Below are 19,224 nucleotides of genomic sequence, written 5' to 3' on the forward strand. Positions count from 1 at the left end.
TTAGGTTACGATCGATATTTACGAAATATTTTCCGGTGTATTAGCTAGGTATTTGAATATTATAAATGAATAACTTCTTTTAAAAAATCCACGAGTTCACTTTCTGAGTGTTGATTTCTTGTCGGTAGTGATTTTATAGCGATGGCTGCGTTGTATGCACTCTCTAGCGTTTCTATAGAGTGGAACTCAAATATATAATCCCAATCTTTCACCCAATTCTTTGTGGCAATCTGATGGTCATTCCTAGTCTCTTTAAGTGAGCCTTCTCTAGCCATAATTAACAATGGTTTTCCAATTTCCAAACAGGTTAATATTGTACCCATTCCAGCGTGACCAATAACAACATCAGCTTGCTCAATTTTGTTTTTAAACTCTTCAGAAGTGAACCCCTCGTAGCAGTCGATATTGTCAAATTTTTCTGATGACATCCCTATTTGAGCTACAATGTCATTACGAGATGTTTTTTTTGCCCATTCATCGACAATATTAACCATACGGTCAAAGGCCATTTGAGAGCCTACGGTAACAAATATCATAAACAGTTTCCCTTAAACGTATAGTCTTGCGAGCCTAAGTGTTGCCACTGTGTGAGGCAATATTCAACATGTTTAGAAATTTTTTCACCGGACAAAGACATTTTCTCTACATTAGCGATACTATCAATCCAAACTGTCTTTGCTCCGAAGATGCGTCCTAGACGCAAAGCAAAGTAACCAGGGGCAGCTCCTGTTGAAATAACAATATCGGGTCTCTCTTTTATTACTATAAAAAAAAGTTGAAAGAAAAGAACTATTAGTCCAAATTTATTCCATCTAGTAGCGTCTCTTACCGTATAAAACTTGGCAGAGTCAGGAACATCAGATTTATAGTCATCTTTTACCGTGACATAGATCTGTTGTTGGCCAGTGAATGCGTTTTGCAGGCGCCGTAATTGAACCCAATGACCGCCTCCAGACGCTACAGCAAGTATTTTTTTTTGTTTCATGAGTAGTCTTCCGATAGATATAGATTTAGTAGCGCGAGGTTTACAGAGTCACAGTGGTAGTGCTCGGTTGCTCTGGAAAAAGCGTTATCGATATACATTTGTTTTCTGGCGGGTTGTTGTAATAGGGTTTTTATGGCTCCAGCTAGCTCAAGGTGATCCCTTGAGGGAACCAACAACCCATCATGACCGTTTGTTAAGATGTCGGGTATTCCACCTACGGATGTAGCTATGACGGCTACGCGATTGGCCATTGCTTCGAGAACACCAATAGGTAAACCTTCAAAATAGGAGGGTAGAACAAAAATATCTGATTCGAGAAGTAGTCGCTCTTTATTGGTACCTTCCACCCATCCAGTTAAAGAAGTATGTTCGTAAATGTCTTTGTCAATACATAGTTTTCTGACACCTTCAATATCACCGTCTCCTGCTAAAACTAAGTTGAAGGGCAGTCCTTGTTGCTTTAATAGAGCGCATGCATCAACAAGTTCATACAAACCTTTCGTCTCTCTAAGTCTTCCTAGAAACAAAATTTGATTATGTTTTCTTTTGTAATTTCCTTCAAATGTTTGCACAGGGTTACTAACAACTCTTACGTGTGAGTTAGGCGATATATTCTTAACGACTCTTTTCCAATGTTCAGTTAGCGCTATTACGATATCCACCTCGGATAAAAAATTGCTAATGAATCTTTTTATAGATGGATTTTGAGATCTATAGAAATTTTCAAATTCTCCACTGTGTAGATGGAAAATCGTTCTTACACCAAAATAATGCGAAAATTTTAGGATAATCATCTTTCGCCAAAAACTACCGCGAGAAGCTGAATGAACGTGAACACAGGATACTTGATTAGATATTAGCAGTCTGAAAAGAGACAGAAAGCAAGAAATAAACTTGAATAGCATCATGATTTTGTTTGGTTTGTCGTACGAAGCAATGTACTTAACGTTGGCAATCTCAAACAACCCACTATTTTTGTAGGTGCTCACTACAGATGAGATACCACCTGGGCTAGTAAATTCACTGCCTATCATTACTACATATTTTTTAGTCATGATGTGCAATATCCATATAACTCTTTATCATAGACTGATAGGAAAAACTATCAGTAACTCTTTTTCTGGCGTTGTAACCTAAATGGTCTTGTTGTCCTGAAATAATTAGCTCCATTTTGTTGGCCATTGACTGAGGATCTAGAGCATTGAATAAAAAACCATTATTATTTTCAATAACCATTTCTGATGCCCCGCCGACATTTGTCATTAGAACTGGAAGAGAGAGAGACATGGCTTCAAGGGCTGCATTTGAAAATGTTTCACTTTCAGATGCCAACAAGAAACAATTGCTTGCGGCAAGGTAGGGCCGGCAATCATCTACTTGACCAATAAATTTAATATTATTGACTACTCCGTATTTTTTAGCTCTTTCTAGAAGTTCTTGTTGATATTCATTTGACGATCCACCTACGAACATACAAGCAACATTTATTCCTTTTTGTTTTAAATGCGCACAAGCATCAATTATATCAATATGTCTTTTTTCTACTCTCAATTGAGCGACAGTACAAAAAGTGCAATCATAACTTTCAAGTGATAGATCTTTGCGTAGAATATCTGACTTTTCCGAAATTTCTTTAGAAAGAGAAAATTTGTACGTATCAACACCATTGTAGATAACACTACTGGGTATATGATGAAGTAAATATCTATTTTTCCAAATTTTCTTCTGACAATTCGCGCCAAATACAATATGATCTGAAAAAGACAATGCTAAGCGGTATATCAGCATTTGGACTTTCTTTTTAATACACTCAAAATGTGTTGTATTAGTTAAAGAAATCATCCTCAGTTTGCTTTGTAATTTTATCTTTGGTCCTAAGGCAAAGAGTAGAGGATACATGTTTACAGTGAAGACAGAGTCTATATTGTTTTCCGTAATATATTTGAACGACCTCTTTATTGCATTAAAGAAACTTTCTCTTGAATGCGTCAATTTTAAAACTGTAATTGACTTATATATATCTGGCTGAAGCTCATTAGAGCCAGATATATATAAAATGCTTACATCCCAGCCATTATCTGACATTCTATTTGCAATATTAACTATTTTCCGTTCACTTCCACCAATGGATAAACTATTTAATATGAATGCAACTTTCATTTAAAGGATCTCTTATTATGTAAATGGAACCAGCTAACACAAAACAATATCCACATCATGTTATTTTGTTTTACAAAACCACCACCGCTAAGACTATAAATTATCAGGAATATAATTATTGATAAAAAGAACGTATAGGACATATCTCGTTCCCAAAAAAATCGTTTAAATGCAGTATATGAAGCACTTATCAGGATGAGTATATATAATATTAAACCCAAATATCCTAGCTCTAACCAAATGTCGACAAATCCGTTATGCGCATGACCTAAGTTATAATAATATTCATCCATTAGGAAATACGCACTATTGTATTCCCCCCAGAAAACCCCACCAAACCCATGACCAGTCCAATGGCGCAACGATGCGTGATAGAGTGATTCCCAGAGTAAAGTCCGCCCTGACCCAGTCATGTCTTTATTAAAAATGTCTGTGATTATCCAAGGGAGTATATAAAAAGAAAAAATTAAAGTAGCTAACGTTAACAAGAAAAATGTAACCTTAAAACCACTATGTACTCTTCTGCTTTGTAAGTATAAACAAGAGTACAAGAAAGCAGGGCATGACACCAACAATATTAAAGCAGTGCTTGATCCGGATTTATAGGTACAAATAATGGCGATTAGAATAAGGCTTATAACCTTAATGCTATATCTTCTTTCAATAATTGATATGGATATAAGTGATAGGATTAAAATAACCATGAACCTGCCTAAATGGTTCTTGAATCCATAAACACCTTTCCATAGACCAACATGTGCTGCGTTTGACTCGCTTCCGTGAATTCCGATACCGGGAACTAATAAAGCAAGAAAAATAGAGGCTACAGCTCCTATCCCAAGAGTTATAGCAATCAGATAGAGTAGTTGTCTCGGGGAAAAATATAAATAGATAGCATACGATACAATCAAAGTTCCTAACATTGCTATACTTCTGGTGAAGGATTTAGAAGGAATATCCGACCAAATGACAGATGTAAACATTAATGCTACAAATATTAGTATGTATCTAGCATCGAAAATAAAGTTTCTAAGCTTATTGGTTCTTATTATCAAGTATGTGGCTATAATGTATGTTAATAATGCAAGTATCTGAAAAGAAGGGCTAGAGCCAATGCCTTCTTCTTTTTCGAGTAAAAAGTTAAAGCTTCGGGAAAAAAATAAACATGAAAGAAGAAAGTAGAAGCAAATAAAATTAATTTTTCTTATTTTCAATATTTAATAACCTATAATCTGAATATTTTCAAGCAATGTTAATTGTGAAAAATCTAAGAGTTATTGTTGATTACGCTCTTGTAGAGGCTTAACGTTTTCTTAGATACGACTTCTTCATCGAAGGACTCTACTAATGACCTATTTTTTTCACGGGACTTTATATCTATATTGGATAAATGCTCACAGACCTTTTCTACCCATTCATCTTCATTTCCATTGACTACACCATCAAAACCTAGATCTAGAAGCTCTTTATAGCATCCTACTGGAGACATGAATGTTTGATTTCCAGATGCTAAAGCTTGTATTACAGAAACACCAAACCCTTCATCTTTCGATGGGAATAAATAGATATCACTTATAGACAAATAACTTTCAACATCATCAACATGTCCTGTAAACATAACATCCAAATTAAGAGTTTTTACCATTTTTCGAATGTCGTTATAGTACTCGTCTTCTAAATATGGTCCAACAAGTATTACCTTCAGCTTTATGCCAAGTTTATCTTCAATTTTTTTTGCTATTCGGATGGTTGTGAGTTGGTTTTTTCGATCAGAAATTTTACCGACTTGAGTAATAACAAGTTTGTCTATTTCAATGTTCATTGTTTCTTTCAGGTTTTCATTTTTAATATAATGAAATTTTTTCAAGTTAACACCACGGGTTATAGGTACGCCTATGAATGAACCTGCATTGTCTTTGATGTCACTAGATATGAATACTGAAGTGTTGGATAGCTTCCAAGAAAGATTTAGAAGTGATCCAGTTTTGTAATTAGAGAAAGAGTTAGGGTCATCGTGGCCAACAAGTGTTGGCTCTTGGATGATTTTTTTTCCAAAAATCTTACCGAGTAGTGTGATTATAAATATTCCTTTTGGTGTTGATTTAAAGTGTACGATATCACACCATAGAATATGTTTAATGAAACTAAATATATTTAACGTCTGAGTTATGGTTAGTAGTTGTCTATTTTTAACTATTGTTTTATATCTAAAGTAACTAAGGCTCTCATCGTCGGTTGTATGTTTTATATTACTCTCAAGTGCTAACACTCGATACGAAAATTTATCTTTGCAATAAGGCAAGAAGTTATGAAGATTTATTCCAGCACCAGCTTTTTCCGGATGAATTTTTTGTATTACATATAGAATCTTTAGTTTATTATTACGGTTTGACATTTTCCACTTCTACTGATGTTAATTTTGGTATTAGAATGTTGAGAAATAATATTAATAGAGAGATTAATGAAATTAGTAAGAAAAAATAATTTGATTCTGATTGGTAGTAAAGACAAGAGACTGCCACTAGCACTCTTGATAATAAATTAAAAACCTCAAGATAGAAAAGGTTTGCTGTTTTCTTTAAATGAAGCAAATAGGGAACTGTGGCGGTGTTAGATATTTGACTGAATGAAATTATTAGTATCGGAACGATATATATGTATCCGTGTTCCCATTCTTTTATTATACCTAGCGACAAAACAAAATGCGACAAAGCAAACATTGATATAACATAAGATGCAGCCAGAATTATAAGTAACAAAACATGACGATAGAATAAATTTACGTCAGAACTATTTGTATTACTATAATATCTTATTAGGACTGGCCTAAGTGATTGCATTATTATCACTGCTGGAGTTCTTAGTATTTTGTCATATAGAAAGTATGTTCCAATAATTGAAGCTGGATATAGTAAAGAGCCAGCTATAATTGGAATTTGTTGTGATACAACATTTAAGCAAGCGTTAGGTGCTGAGTATCTATAAATATACTCGTATTCTTTATGATTTTTTATGGAGTTTATAAACCTAGTTTTCTTTATCTTATAGCCAAAATTAAATTTTCTGTTTGTGTATAAAGATATGGTAAGATGCGAAAATATAAAGGCGAGTATTATTCCAGTATCAAAGTCCTTTAGAAGATATAGTAAAGCTACAAATATTATTGCTTTTAAGATTTTTGCGTTTGATATCAACCCAAACTTGCAACCGTATGTCAGCATTGAGTTCGTAATGTTGAATATTGTTAAAGCTATTGACCCAAAGTAGATTAAGTTTAATGGTGCATCTGACAAAGTTTCGAATATGTATGACGAAGGGTACAATATTACAAAATAGAGTATTGTTACAACAAACGTAGCCATAATAACCAAGTCGGTTATTTTTAATACATCCTCTCGACACTTTGCTTTGGATATACCCTGCTCCAATCTTAAAGATGTAAATATTGCAATAATTACTATATATGACGAAAAAATAGCATATGTCCCTATAGCTTCTTGGCTGTAATACAATCCTAAAATAAATGTGGATGTAAACATGATGCCTTGTGCTATAACATTGCCACTTAGTATTTGAATTATGCCTTTTAGATACATACGTTTAATGGTTTATTGAGGGTTTTATTGGCAAGATTAAAAACCAACTGTTTAATAACGAACATTTCCCATCCGATTATTATAAGCCCTAGTGCTCTAGTGCTCTAGTGCTCTAGTGCTCTAGTGCTCTAGTGCTCTAGTGCTAGGGCTTTAAATTTGGATGTTGTTTAGTGTTCGGTAATTCGGATTTATATATGCTTATTATTTTCTTTAATAGAGAATGATTTTAGTAGGTAATAATTATCTTCATGAAGATTATTATCACAATCTAATATCGACTCTATCTTTAGAAAATACATGTTTTAGATCATAAACAACTGAATTTTCCCGTTTTAGGGAATTTAAATCGTCTGAACTGAGGCATTTGAATTTATCATGAGCTACAGCTAGTATAATACCGTCGTATTTTCCGATCTTTGGTTGATCTATTGGAGTAATATCATACTCTTGCTGCGCTTCTTCAATCGATACCCAAGGGTCATATACATCTACATTTACGCCATACTCTGCCAATTCATTGATAATATCAATCACTTTTGTATTTCTTAGGTCAGGACAGTTCTCTTTAAATGTGAGGCCCATAACTAAAACGTTAGCTTCATTTACGTGGATCTTCTTTTTCATCATAGCTTTGACCAGTTGTCCTACTACATATCGACCCATATTATCGTTTATGCGGCGGCCAGCTAAAATCATTTCCGGGTGGTAACCAATTGCTTCAGCTTTGTGAGTAAGATAGTAAGGATCGACACCAATACAGTGACCGCCGACTAGACCTGGGCGGAACGGTAAAAAGTTCCATTTGGTTCCTGCTGCTTCTAATACTTCAAGCGTATCGATACCCATTTTGTTAAAAATTAGCGAAAGTTCATTTATTAACGCTATATTCACGTCACGTTGGGTATTCTCTATGACCTTTGCAGCCTCAGCTACACGAATAGAACTCGCTAGAAAGGTGCCTGCGCTGATCACTTCTTTGTATAGGCTGTCGATAGTTACTGCTACCTCAGAATTTGAACCTGATGTCACTTTCAAAATATTTGTAACACGATGATTCTTATCACCGGGATTTATCCGCTCTGGGCTATAGCCTACAAAGAAATCCCTGTTTAATTTTAAGCCAGATATCGATTCCAATACAGGTACACAATCTTCCTCTGTCGCACCAGGATATACAGTCGACTCATAAACTACTATGTCTCCTTTTTTAAGTACGCTTCCGAGCATTTCGCTTGCTTTTAAAAGAGGAGTCAAATCTGGCTTTTTGAATGCATCTATTGGGGTTGGAACTGTAACAATATATGTGTTTGCTTCCCCCAATTTTTCAACATCATAGGTAAAGTGAAGACCTTTTGCTGATTCTAGAAGTTCGGGCTCTACCTCTAGAGTCTTGTCTGTACCAGATTGCAGTTCATCGATTCTCTTTTTACTTATATCGAATCCAATGACATCACGTTTTTTCCCAAATTCAACAGCTAGGGGGAGACCAACATAACCTAAGCCAATAATAGCTAGTTTTAGTTCTTCATTGCTATATTTCATCTTATTACTCTGACTAAATAAAAAAACTACTGGTTCAAATACCAAGGCATTGAAAGCTCAACACCCTCGTATATGCGGATTTTTGGATTGTATCCAATCAATTTATGGGCTTTAGAAATATCGGCTTGTGAATGACGGACATCTCCTGGCCTAAATCCGAGGTAAACGGGCTTCTTGTCATATAACACCCCTTTGTTTCTCAGAGTGTTTTTGATAGATTCGTAGAGTTCGTTGAGAGTTGTTCTATCTCCTAGTGCGACATTAAATATCTCATTTTTCTCAAGATTTGATACTGCTGATAGTAAGTTTGCCTGTACTACATTATCTATGAAGCAGAAGTCTCGACTAGTCTCTCCATCACCGTTAATATTAATATTCGCACCAGAAATCATTGCTTTGGTCCATTTAGGTATTACTGCAGCATATGCGCCATTTGCATCTTGTCTTGGACCAAATACGTTAAAATATCTAAGACCAATAGACTTAAAGCCGTAAGATTTCATGAATACGTCAGCATATAATTCATTAACATACTTGGTCACTGCATAGGGGGATAGGGGGTTTCCGATGTTTTCTTCTACCTTTGGTAAAGCCTTGTGGTCTCCATAGGTAGAACTAGATGCTGCAAATACAAATCCTTTAATGTTTTCATCCTTTGAAGCTGTAAGCATATTCAGCATTCCTGAAATATTAACGGAATTTGTAGTTATGGGGTCACTTAAGGATCTAGGTACAGACCCAAGAGCAGCTTGGTGCAGAACATAATCAACGCCTCTTACTGCATCCCTGCAAGTTTCTAGCGAGCATATATCGCCCTCTATGAAAGAAAATCTACTCCATTGCTCCTCGGATACATTTATTTTAACTTCTTCAAGATTTTTTCTGTGGCCTGTTGAAAGGTTATCTAAACCTATTACTGTTTGATTCAGTTTTAGAAGAGTTTCTAATAGATTGGAACCAATAAAACCAGCAACCCCAGTTATTAACCAGTTAGTTGGTTTCTCAAGTAACTGGTCACATACTTCCTCATATCTTTCCACGTAAATTTGACCTTTTATGTTCGTTAATACTTTATTTTCTTCTTCAATATATTTGCAATATTAAGAAGGTACCTTCACTTACCTTCTTATTTGAATTTCTTTGTGGGATCTAATCCGATATTTTGGGGTGGTGGTTTTTATTCTAATCGCTGTTCCCGTATGCATAACGTGAATACTCAGAGTATGTATGTGTGCCTTTCTTTGGCTGAGGAACCTGATTAATCACTACGCCATCAATAGATATTTGATGCTTTGTAAATAATGTCATGGTGTGCTTATATACAGACTTACTTGTGCTATTTGCTTTCAGAATGAGCACAATGCCTTTGGTCAACTTCCCGACGATAAATGCATCTTTCACTGGCAAAATCGGCGGCGTGTCAAAGATGATTCGGTCATACTTTTCGGACAACCCTTCAACGAGCTTATGAAAAGCGGTGCTACTGAGGAGCTCTTGCGGATTGGCAACAATCAACCCAGCTGTCAGAACGTCAAGATTTGTTCCTTCAATAGTCGCAATGCAATCATCAGGAGATGTGTTCATCACCAAAATGTTGGTCAGACCGGGTTGGCTATTCGAGAGTCCGAAACGTGGGCCTACAGAAGGTTTCCTCAAATCACAATCTATTAACAACACCTTTTCGATACTTGCAAAAGACTGGGCGAGATTTACAGCTGTTGTCGTTTTGCCTTCACCAGGTACTGAAGAAGACAGTGCTAGAAGTTTCCTTTCTCTCTTCGGCATACTCAGATAGAGCGACGTTCTAATGGAATCAATGGACTCTTGAAACGCTGCAAACTTACTGTTGTTAAAAACGAAAGCATCGATGTGATTTCGTTTATATTCCTTGGCTTTAACCAAAGGAAGTGTGCCTGTGGGTAATAAGCCGAGTTTGTTTTCAAAGTCTCTGGCTGAAGAGATGGTGTTGTTGAAAGCATCTAAGCAAATCACCAGAACACCAGCAAAACCCATGCTTGCCACTAAAGCGATGACCACGATGAGTTTTCGATTAGGCTTAAAAGGATTTTGCGGAACCAGTGCGTGGTCGCTGAAGCGAGCATTGGCTGCGCTGAAATCGCTAGTTGCCGAGGTCTCTTTCTGACGAGTTAAGAACAAATCATATAGTTTGGCGTTGCTCTCTACCTCTCTCTTGAGTGCATCGTATTCACTTTTAACAACACTTAAAGATTGAAACTCTTCTTTCTTACTTAACAGCTCTTGTTTAAGCAGAGCTTCTTGCTCTTTCGCACTGGCGAGTTCTTTTTCGATCCCATTGATCAGCTTGTAAATTAGGCTTTCCGCGCGACGTTGAACCGACTTCAACCTCGCGTTGGCTTGAATCATTCTGTCGTGTTTAGGGCCATAGCGCTTGGATAGCTGACTGACTTCTTTCTCAGCTTCCGACTCTGCAAGGCGGATGTCACGCACTTGTGGGTGGTTCGAAATCAGGGCGTTAGCACTGAGGGTTGCAATATCGGCGTTAGGACTACTTTTCAGCGCGTTATACAGCGCTTGGGTTTTCGTTCTTCGGTCTGTCGCTTCTGCGATTCTATCTGTCAGGTTTTGCAGTTCATTACTGGTTAGGGCCGCAATACCGCTGTTGTCGATAAGTTCTTGACGTTGTAGAAACTGAACTAAAGCTTGCTCGGATGAATTCAGGTTCTGTTTGAGCTCTGTGAGTCGCTCGTTTAGCCATCCATTTGCTTTATCAGTGGCGAGAAGCTTGGACTCCAGATTGTTTTCTATAAAGGCATAGCCCACGGCATTGGCGATCTCTGCGGCAAGCTTAGGATCTTTTGAGTCAAATGAAATTCTAACTAGCTGTGTTTTACGAATAGGGGATATTGTCAGTCTGGATTTAAATGCTTTTAGTATTTTTAAATTTGTGGCTTCTTTTTCTAATTCAGGGTCAATGGCCATTTCTTCTTTTGATGAAAAGAAAGAATCAATCACAGGATGCGAGCGCAACCAATCTTTGATTTGTTCCTTGTAACCAGGCTCATTGTTTGCACCGATTGATGGGTTAAACTCTTCAATCTGATTCAGTTGCAACTTGTCAATAACGCGCTGTGCGACTTGATTGGACTTTAGTATCTCGAATTGTGTGAGATAGTATTCGTTTGCGCGGCTATCTATGCCAACGACTTCTTCAATAGAAATAGCTTTAGCTTGTTGCGACTCTATAAGAAGGGTTGCAGTCGCTCGATAAGTAGGCGTAATAGATAGCGCAACGAGAGCTGCAATCGCGGTACAGAGTAACGTAAAGAAGGAAATAGAAAGCCAGCGTTTCTTGAGTAAATGAATATAATATCCAATATCAATGAGTTGCTCTTGGTGTACTGAAGTTTCATTTGGGTGAGCTGACATTATTTATTCCATCTTAGATGCAGTTTTTTCTCACTGTCGTGAGATATTTATTTCGACAAAGCCCGACAAAGAAGGGAGTTGAAAATTTTATTGTTAAGGAACATAGACCAAATTTTGTATATCCTCTTGAGAGGTGATTAATTTGGCTGGGACACTGGAGCTAGAAGAAGCTCTGTTCAATAACAATGATGTCCCCAGGTGCGACCATGTGAGAAAGGCTTACCCGGTTTTTAGGTTCATTTTTATCTTCGCGAGTAATGTAGATACTTTTTCTTGCGGCACGTTCTGTGAAGCCTCCGGCAAGTGCAATCGCCTTGTCTACGGTAAGGCCAGGTTGATACTCATAGCCGCCAGGCTTTTTGATTTCACCGTTGACGAAAATACTCCTGAAACCAACGATACCCACACGAACTTTAGGCGAGACGAGGTAATCGCCTTTTAAACCTCTGATAATTTCAGCCTTTAGGTGTTCGGTCGTTTTGCCAATTGCCATTAATTGACCGAGATAAGGGTAGTCGAATTCGCCACTGCTATCGATATACAACTCTTCAATGGTTAGCTCTTCTTCGCCATATACGATAATTTGAATTTTATCTCCTGCACCAATGGTATAGTCATTACCACTAGCGAGAGCACTTAAAGGAAATGTGAGGATAAAGGTGAACGTAATGAGTAAGCGATAGATGTGTGTCATTTGAACAGCAATCCTTTGAAAAATCAGAACACCAGATTAGTGCCGAGGTACCATACATTTTGGCTGTAGCGGTTGGTGTCAATCGAAGAGTCATTGTCTTCATATCGCCAGCCGGCAGTAATTTCAGTATCTTTCCTGAACGCATATCCGAGATAGAAAGAGGAACTCAGCAGGTCATCTTTTCGGGAGCTCTGTGAATAGTCATCGTTAATGATGTCGAATGCGATGTTGCTGTATACACGCGATAGCCAGAAGTGTTTCCAACTAGCGGCAAAACTGGTTTGATTGATGAAGTTGTTGCCTTGGTTCGGGTCGATGGCGCTCTGAGCAGCAGACAAAGCAATCGTTGAATAGGTAAGAGGTTCCCAAACAACATCTAAATCCCAACTGAAACCATTGAAGTCCTCTCTGGCATCATCTTTGTAGTTTTTGTCTTGCAAGCCCAATCTCAGCTTGCCGGTGGTCTTGCCCGTAATGTCCCACTGGGTACCCACGAGAAAGTAAGCATCAAGATTATTCTGAGAATTACCACTGACTGGATCGCCAAGCTTGTACTGACGATCAGCTAAATCTATTTCGAGTAAAAGCTCTGTGGCTGGAAATATCTGGTAGTAAAACGCTAGCGCGCCGGCGAGTTCATCGTAGTCTTTATACTTGGTGCCCAAAGCAACAAAACCCGGAGCAGTGAGGTCGCGATAATTGTTATATTTCTTGTTTTCGTACCTTAAATTGGACTCAAGTCGTCCTGTCGAGTCTTCTGCTCCGTAAACATGAGTGATGTTTGCGTTGTGGAGAGTGTATTTCACAGGTTCGGTTGCAATGGTTGTAAGTTGGTCACCAGCCAAAATGCCTGTACCGCGAGCTTCGTGAGATTTTAAATACGTGTAGTTAAAACCAATCCCACTTCTTTGGCTGATCTGGACAAAATTGTTTGTCGTGAAAGCGTGGTCGAGAAAGTCATCGATGTCACTATCAAAATAGTTCCCCGAAGATAGCTGGTAAGCTATTTGGTACTGGTTTCCGTTACGGTCAGATTCAAACATCACACCTGGCTTTGCAATCAACGCACTGGAGGATTCAGGGCTTTCAGAAGGTGAATAGCGACCGACGTTGTCATTGTATTCATAATAAGCTTCAAAAAGAGGAGTGATTTTAATCCCTGACTCAGTGGTATATCCGTTGTCTTCATTAGCGACTACCCAACTGCTAGTACTTAACAAGACCAAAGCAATGAGTGTTTTCTTAGGGCTGTTCATTTTCATTCCTTTAGTAGGCAGTCTTTCCGGTAAAGCCTTTGAACACGGTTTTAAAGATGATTTTTAGATCAAGCCATGTTGACCATGACTGAATGTATTTGATGTCAAACTCAACGCGCTTCTGCATTTTTTCTAAAGTATCTGTTTCGCCACGGTAACCGTTAACCTGCGCTAAGCCAGTGATTCCTGGTTTCACTTTGTGTCGCAGCATGTAACGATCAACGATGGTTCGATATTCTTCATTGTGTGCAACAGCATGTGGTCGAGGACCAACAATAGACATGCGGCCCTGTAACACATTGATAAATTGCGGAAGCTCATCCAGCGAGGTTCTTCGAATAAATGCCCCAAAGGGTGTGATTCTTGGGTCGTTTTTTGTGGCTTGCTTGACGACTGAGCCGTTGTCCATTGTGCTCATTGAGCGAAATTTCCAAACCTTGATTCGGCGCCCATCCAGCCCGTAGCGGTATTGTTTAAAAATAATTGGACCCGGTGATGACAATTTGACGCCGATGGCAACACCGATAAGTACTGGGCTGATGAGTAGAATGATCAATGAAGCAAGTACGATATCTTGTGCGCGCTTAAACCAACCATTGGTACCGTAGAAAGGGGTGTCATGAATACTGATGGTCGGTATATTTCCTATCGCGCTCAATCGAGACTGGATAAGGTTGTAGACAAAGAAATCCGGTATCAAATAGGTATTTGCAGTGGTATCTGAAAAGTCTTTCAGATATGCAGTGATACGTTCATTTGCCTTCAGTGGCATGGAAATGTACACATGCTGGGCGCCACCGCTTTTAACAAGCTCTAACGCTGAAGGAACATTGCCTTTAAATGGGGCGGGAAGATTGTCGATATCTAGACGGCTGGCTTCCCTATCATCATAAAAACCGCTCACTTTGATGCCGAGTTCAGGGTGCTTTATCAATTGGTGAGCGAGTCGAATACCATTCTCTGTCACCCCTATGATAATGGCTTCTTTCTTATTATATCCGTAATCGCGCAGTTTCTTTAAAGTCTGTTTGGCGGCATATCGCCAAGTAATAAGTATTACTGGTGTGGCTACTAACCAAACGCCAGTAACAACACGTGAATAATCTGTGCTTGTTTTAGTAAAGAAAGCCAGAAAAACTAACGCAATAAAAGTAATAAACCACGCTTTACTGATACTTAGTGCTTCTTCCCTAAAAAGATGAACTCGCCAAGAGCGATAGAGTTCATTTTTCTCCGCTACGAGCATGTATACCAAAATGGCATAGCTTCCCAATAGTAAATCTTTTTGAATGAACTGATTGGTATAGGACGTAGATATTACGTAAAGTGTCAATAAGATAATAAGACAGTCAATCGTTCTATATAGAACATGTAGTGCGCCGTAGTTACTATGTAATTTAAGAGTGGAATCCATTTTCTCTGACCTTAGATAACTAATCGATGATCCATCGTTGGCTTGTGATTTTCGACGCTACCGCCCTTGAGTGTCGTTCCCAAAGTACGAAATCAAAAGAGATGCTTATTGATTGTTTTGATAATAATTAGATTTCCCGCGTCATAAGTTTGACGCAGTAAGAGTTGGCAGGATATTAACATCAGAAATTCACGGGTTTACATAGATATTGAGTGTTGGATTTGACAATAAGTCATTCGTGCGTGATGCCACACAAATGAATGTAAATAACATATTAGACAGTAAATATATTACGGCTCATAACAAAAAAAAACGAATATAAGTGATAGCACTAACAATAAGGTAATCGATCAGCAAACCGCTAAAACATTATTATTGTTAAGGTATTAGATGTGAATTCGGTTATTTTACCTATTGACTAGGTTATTACTCTGACTAGTAATGACTTTGTAATATATAAATAGCACCTTGGTACGAAGTGAAAAAAAGTCGAAACTAATTTTGGTTAAGTTGATCGCGACCGTATGTGCTATTTATGTAGGTGATAGGACTGTATCTGGGGCTGCGGTAAAGAAAAAAGGCTTTCCACTTGGGAAAGCCTTTATTTAACGATAATAGTAGGCTTAAGCCTTTGCGTAAGCCTCGTTATGAACAGCTGCCACAGCTCGACCAGATGGGTCTGCGCTGTTTTTAAAGCTCTCATCCCACTCAATCGCTTTGGCGCTTGAACAGGCGATTGATGGGCCGCCTGGTACACATTCCGCTGCTGATGGCAGTGGGAACAGCTCTTCAAAGATCTCACGGTAAACGTAAGCTTCTTTGGTTTGTGGTGTGTTGTAAGGGAAGCGGAAGCTGGCTGATTCCATTTGCTGGTCAGTAACTTTCTCTTCTGCAACAGCACGCAGAGTATCAATCCAGCCGTAGCCAACACCGTCCGAGAACTGCTCTTTTTGGCGCCATGCGATTGAATCTGGCAGGTAGTGCTCAAAACACTCACGCAGGATGTGTTTTTCCATCTTGCCGTTGCCACACATCTTGTCTTTCGGGTTCAGGCGCATTGCAACATCGATAAACTCTTTATCGAGGAAAGGAACACGACCTTCCACACCCCATGCCGCCAGTGATTTGTTCGCACGGGCACAGTCAAACATGTTCAGTGCCAAAAGCTTACGTACGGTTTCTTCATGGAACTCTTGGGCGTTTGGTGCTTTATGGAAGTAGAGGTAGCCACCGAAGATTTCATCTGCACCTTCACCGGACAGTACCATTTTGATGCCCATGGCTTTGATTTTACGACCCATCAGGTACATCGGCGTGGATGCACGAATAGTTGTTACGTCGTAAGTTTCGATGTGATAGATAACATCACGAATAGCGTCCAGACCTTCCTGAATAGTGTAGGTCATCTCGTGGTGAACAGTACCAATTTTCTCTGCCACTTCACGAGCGGCTTTCAGATCCGGCGCGCCTTCCAGGCCAATCGCAAAGGAGTGAAGCTGAGGCCACCATGCGGCGCTCTTGTCGTCATCTTCAACACGCATTGCGGCGAAACGTTTAGCCACAGCTGAAGTGATAGAAGAGTCCAAACCGCCAGACAGAAGAACACCGTATGGTACGTCAGTCATCAGCTGACGCTTAACTGCGGCTTCCAACGCTGCTGTCAGTTCTTCTTTGCTTGAGGTGTTGTTTTCAACGGCTGCGAACTCATTCCAATCACGAATATAGTAACGAACAGGCTCTGCATCTTTAGAACCGTAGCTGCAACCTGGAGGGAATTCGCTGATGGTTTTACATACTGGAACCAGCGCTTTCATTTCAGAAGCGACATAATAGTTGCCGTGCTCATCATAGCCCTGATACAGAGGGATGATACCGATATGGTCGCGGCCGATCAGATATTCGTCTTTTTCTTCATCGTAAAGTGCAAAAGCAAAAATGCCGTTTAACTCTTCGAGAAGGTCAGCACCTTTGTCCTGGTATAGAGCCAGAATCACTTCACAGTCTGAATCAGTTTGAAAATCGTACTTGCCTTCGTAACGTGCACGAATTTCTTTGTGGTTGTAGATTTCGCCGTTAACCGCCAATACTACTTTGCCATCTGGGCTATAGAGAGGTTGGGCGCCAGAGTTAAGGCCAACAATGGCCAGACGCTCGTGCGCAAGAATAGCGCGCTCAGATGAATAGATACCAGACCAGTCTGGGCCACGGTGGCGTAGTTTCTTCGACATTTCCAACGCACTTTCTCGGAGTGCGGTTGCATCTGACTTAATATCCAGAATGCCAAATACAGAACACATAAATCCCTCTCTAAACTTCCTGCTGCCGCCTTTCAAAGGCGCGTTTTATTTTGTGTTGTGTCCAATTTGCCAACTTGAATAAAAAAAGCAAGCAACAACGAGAAAAAAAATATCAAACTTAGTGTGTGGTTAGAAATAATTTATTAAATACGGCATTTAGGTGAATGATGATTAGGTGATGATTAAAAAAGCGCCAATTTCAAGTGTGAAATGGCGCTTTAAAAAGGTTAGGAGGCAGAAAGTAAACCTAGTGTGGCATATGCTCTTTTACATGTCGGGCGAAGCCAGAGCCTGCTTCTCGGTAAATGTTATAGGCCTCATTAACACCAAGCGCTTTGAGCTGTTCCAGTTCATCAGCATAACGTGCTATAGCCGCCACTCTGCCTTTATAGTTGAGCTGGTTGATTTGCTCCATTGCGATGGTATTGGCATGACTGTTTGGCATTGCCAACAAGATTAGTTCAATTTGCTTTGAAGAAGTTACCCGAGACCAGAAGTCTGGGTCCGTTGCATCTCCGAGAATGACGTCGCGCCCTTCACTGCGGTGGCGCTCAACGGAATCCTCACGTGCTTCGATACCGAGCACGGCTTGTGGGTAATCATCCGACAGTTCGTCGTAGGCACCAGTGCCGATACGTCCCATTCCAAGGATAACGACTCGAGCGTTACCCAAGCTGATAAGTTGGTCGTTGTGGTGTAGCTTATTCGGGTTGGGGTCGTGAAGCTTGTCAGACGCGTAGGCATAAATTCTATGGCTGAAGGTGTTTAGAGGCGCAGCCAAAACGAAAGATAAAGAAACAGCAATGGCAATCGCCACTAATACGCTGCCAGGCATGATGCCCATCTGGTAGGCGATACCGCCAACGATCAAACCAAACTCACTGTAGTTAAACAAAGTCAGGGTAGCGAAGAGCGATGTCCGTACGCGGAATTTAAACCCGCTGAAGATAAAGTAATACAAAAGGCCTTTAAGCGGCAGAAGGAAGAGAAGTATTACTGCGATGAAAAAGCCTTGAAGTGTCGGTTGTTCTGACAGGCCAATATTTAGGAAAAAACAAACTAAAAAGAGTTCTTTTAGGTTGAATAAGGATTTTGCCATTTCCGACGCGCGGGCGTGGCCTGCCATTAACATCCCCAGAATTAGGGCCCCTAGGTCTGGCTTCATACCAACTGCATCGAATAAGCCAGCGCCGGCGACCAACGCAAGGAACACGGCGTAAAGCACCAGCACTTCGCCATGCCCAGCCCTGTCGAGCAGTTTAAACAGCAATGGGCGGGCGAGAGGTAAAGCAAACAACAACAGCGCTTCAACACCCGGCACTTTGCCTGAAGCGATGGTTAGGAAAATCACTGCAAAAATATCCTGCATGATGAGGATACCAATAGCTAGTGTGCCGTAGGTTGCGTTCATCTCACCTTTTTCTTGGAGGGCTTTGATGGCAAAAACGGTGCTGGAAAAGGAAAGTGCGAAAGCAATCAGAGCGAGATCATTGAGATTCAGACTGGCGAAGGTCGACATGCCAATAGCTTTCAACGCCACCAAGCACAGAGTAAAGAGGGCAGTGGTTGCCATGTTATGGAGCGTTGCACCGAGCCAGATTTCTTTGTTCAGTAGGGATTTGACATCGAGCTTCAAGCCGATCGTAAACAGCAATAGGGTGACACCAAGATCTGCCAGGGTTTGAATCAAAGGCGTACTGGTGTAACCCGCTGCATGCAGGGCAAAGCCAGCGATTAGAAAGCCAACAAGAGGTGGCATCTGACAGCGGAGCATAAGAAAGCCGCTGATGAATGCGACAGCAATAATGACTAAATCCATAAACCTGTAAACGTCCTAGAAAGAAGGTGAGAGCTGAAAACGGAAATGCTGAG

General features: G+C 39.7%; 15 protein-coding genes. All 15 read right to left on the reverse strand.

Annotated elements, in window-relative coordinates:
- Positions 1–59: 59 nt before the first annotated feature.
- The 15 genes from QL223_RS05525 to QL223_RS05595 all read right to left on the reverse strand — a co-directional run bounded on the left by QL223_RS05525 (position 60) and on the right by QL223_RS05595 (position 19,171).
- Positions 60–536: a glycosyltransferase gene (locus tag QL223_RS05525; protein WP_281544135.1), complete on the reverse strand. Its 477-nt coding sequence runs from the start codon at positions 534–536 to the stop codon at positions 60–62.
- On the reverse strand, positions 533–985 hold the full coding sequence (locus QL223_RS05530; protein ID WP_281544136.1) for a hypothetical protein: 453 nt from the start codon (positions 983–985) through the stop codon (positions 533–535). The genes QL223_RS05525 and QL223_RS05530 overlap by 4 nt, the downstream gene beginning before the upstream one ends.
- The gene (locus QL223_RS05535; protein ID WP_281544137.1) at positions 982–2,040 is read right to left on the reverse strand and encodes a glycosyltransferase family 4 protein; all 1,059 of its coding nucleotides are present in this window, start codon (positions 2,038–2,040) and stop codon (positions 982–984) included. The genes QL223_RS05530 and QL223_RS05535 overlap by 4 nt, the downstream gene beginning before the upstream one ends.
- Entirely contained in the window at positions 2,033–3,145 is a 1,113-nt protein-coding gene (locus QL223_RS05540) for a glycosyltransferase family 4 protein (protein WP_281544138.1), read from the reverse strand. The genes QL223_RS05535 and QL223_RS05540 overlap by 8 nt, the downstream gene beginning before the upstream one ends.
- Entirely contained in the window at positions 3,142–4,068 is a 927-nt protein-coding gene (locus QL223_RS05545; protein WP_281544139.1) for an O-antigen ligase family protein, read from the reverse strand. The genes QL223_RS05540 and QL223_RS05545 overlap by 4 nt, the downstream gene beginning before the upstream one ends.
- Positions 4,069–4,412: 344 nt before the next feature.
- Complete coding sequence (locus QL223_RS05550; RefSeq protein ID WP_281544140.1) at positions 4,413–5,540, reverse strand: glycosyltransferase family 4 protein; 1,128 nt, start codon at positions 5,538–5,540, stop codon at positions 4,413–4,415.
- Positions 5,527–6,684 carry a hypothetical protein gene (locus QL223_RS05555; RefSeq protein ID WP_281544141.1) on the reverse strand — a complete coding sequence of 386 codons (1,158 nt, stop codon included), beginning with the start codon at positions 6,682–6,684 and terminating at the stop codon, positions 5,527–5,529. The genes QL223_RS05550 and QL223_RS05555 overlap by 14 nt, the downstream gene beginning before the upstream one ends.
- Before the next feature lie 318 nt (positions 6,685–7,002).
- The gene (gene tviB, locus QL223_RS05560; protein WP_281544142.1) at positions 7,003–8,283 is read right to left on the reverse strand and encodes a Vi polysaccharide biosynthesis UDP-N-acetylglucosamine C-6 dehydrogenase TviB; all 1,281 of its coding nucleotides are present in this window, start codon (positions 8,281–8,283) and stop codon (positions 7,003–7,005) included.
- A 26-nt stretch (positions 8,284–8,309) separates the two neighbouring features.
- On the reverse strand, positions 8,310–9,323 hold the full coding sequence (locus QL223_RS05565) for an SDR family oxidoreductase (RefSeq protein ID WP_281544143.1): 1,014 nt from the start codon (positions 9,321–9,323) through the stop codon (positions 8,310–8,312).
- A 142-nt stretch (positions 9,324–9,465) separates the two neighbouring features.
- Positions 9,466–11,691 (reverse strand): polysaccharide biosynthesis tyrosine autokinase, encoded by a 2,226-nt coding sequence (locus tag QL223_RS05570; RefSeq protein ID WP_281544144.1) that lies wholly within the window; start codon positions 11,689–11,691, stop codon positions 9,466–9,468.
- Positions 11,692–11,851: 160 nt separating this feature from the next.
- Complete coding sequence (locus tag QL223_RS05575; protein WP_281544145.1) at positions 11,852–12,385, reverse strand: polysaccharide biosynthesis/export family protein; 534 nt, start codon at positions 12,383–12,385, stop codon at positions 11,852–11,854.
- A gap of 23 nt (positions 12,386–12,408) precedes the next feature.
- Positions 12,409–13,641 carry an outer membrane beta-barrel protein gene (locus QL223_RS05580; RefSeq protein ID WP_281544146.1) on the reverse strand — a complete coding sequence of 411 codons (1,233 nt, stop codon included), beginning with the start codon at positions 13,639–13,641 and terminating at the stop codon, positions 12,409–12,411.
- A 10-nt stretch (positions 13,642–13,651) separates the two neighbouring features.
- The gene (locus tag QL223_RS05585; protein ID WP_281544147.1) at positions 13,652–15,055 is read right to left on the reverse strand and encodes an undecaprenyl-phosphate glucose phosphotransferase; all 1,404 of its coding nucleotides are present in this window, start codon (positions 15,053–15,055) and stop codon (positions 13,652–13,654) included.
- Between the two features lie 623 nt (positions 15,056–15,678).
- Complete coding sequence (gene asnB, locus QL223_RS05590; RefSeq protein ID WP_281544148.1) at positions 15,679–17,352, reverse strand: asparagine synthase B; 1,674 nt, start codon at positions 17,350–17,352, stop codon at positions 15,679–15,681.
- A 247-nt stretch (positions 17,353–17,599) separates the two neighbouring features.
- Positions 17,600–19,171 (reverse strand): cation:proton antiporter family protein, encoded by a 1,572-nt coding sequence (locus tag QL223_RS05595; protein ID WP_281544149.1) that lies wholly within the window; start codon positions 19,169–19,171, stop codon positions 17,600–17,602.
- Positions 19,172–19,224 lie beyond the last annotated feature (53 nt).

Origin of the sequence: Grimontia sp. SpTr1 (assembly GCF_947387585.1) — a bacterium.
GTDB lineage: Bacteria > Pseudomonadota > Gammaproteobacteria > Enterobacterales > Vibrionaceae > Enterovibrio > Enterovibrio indicus.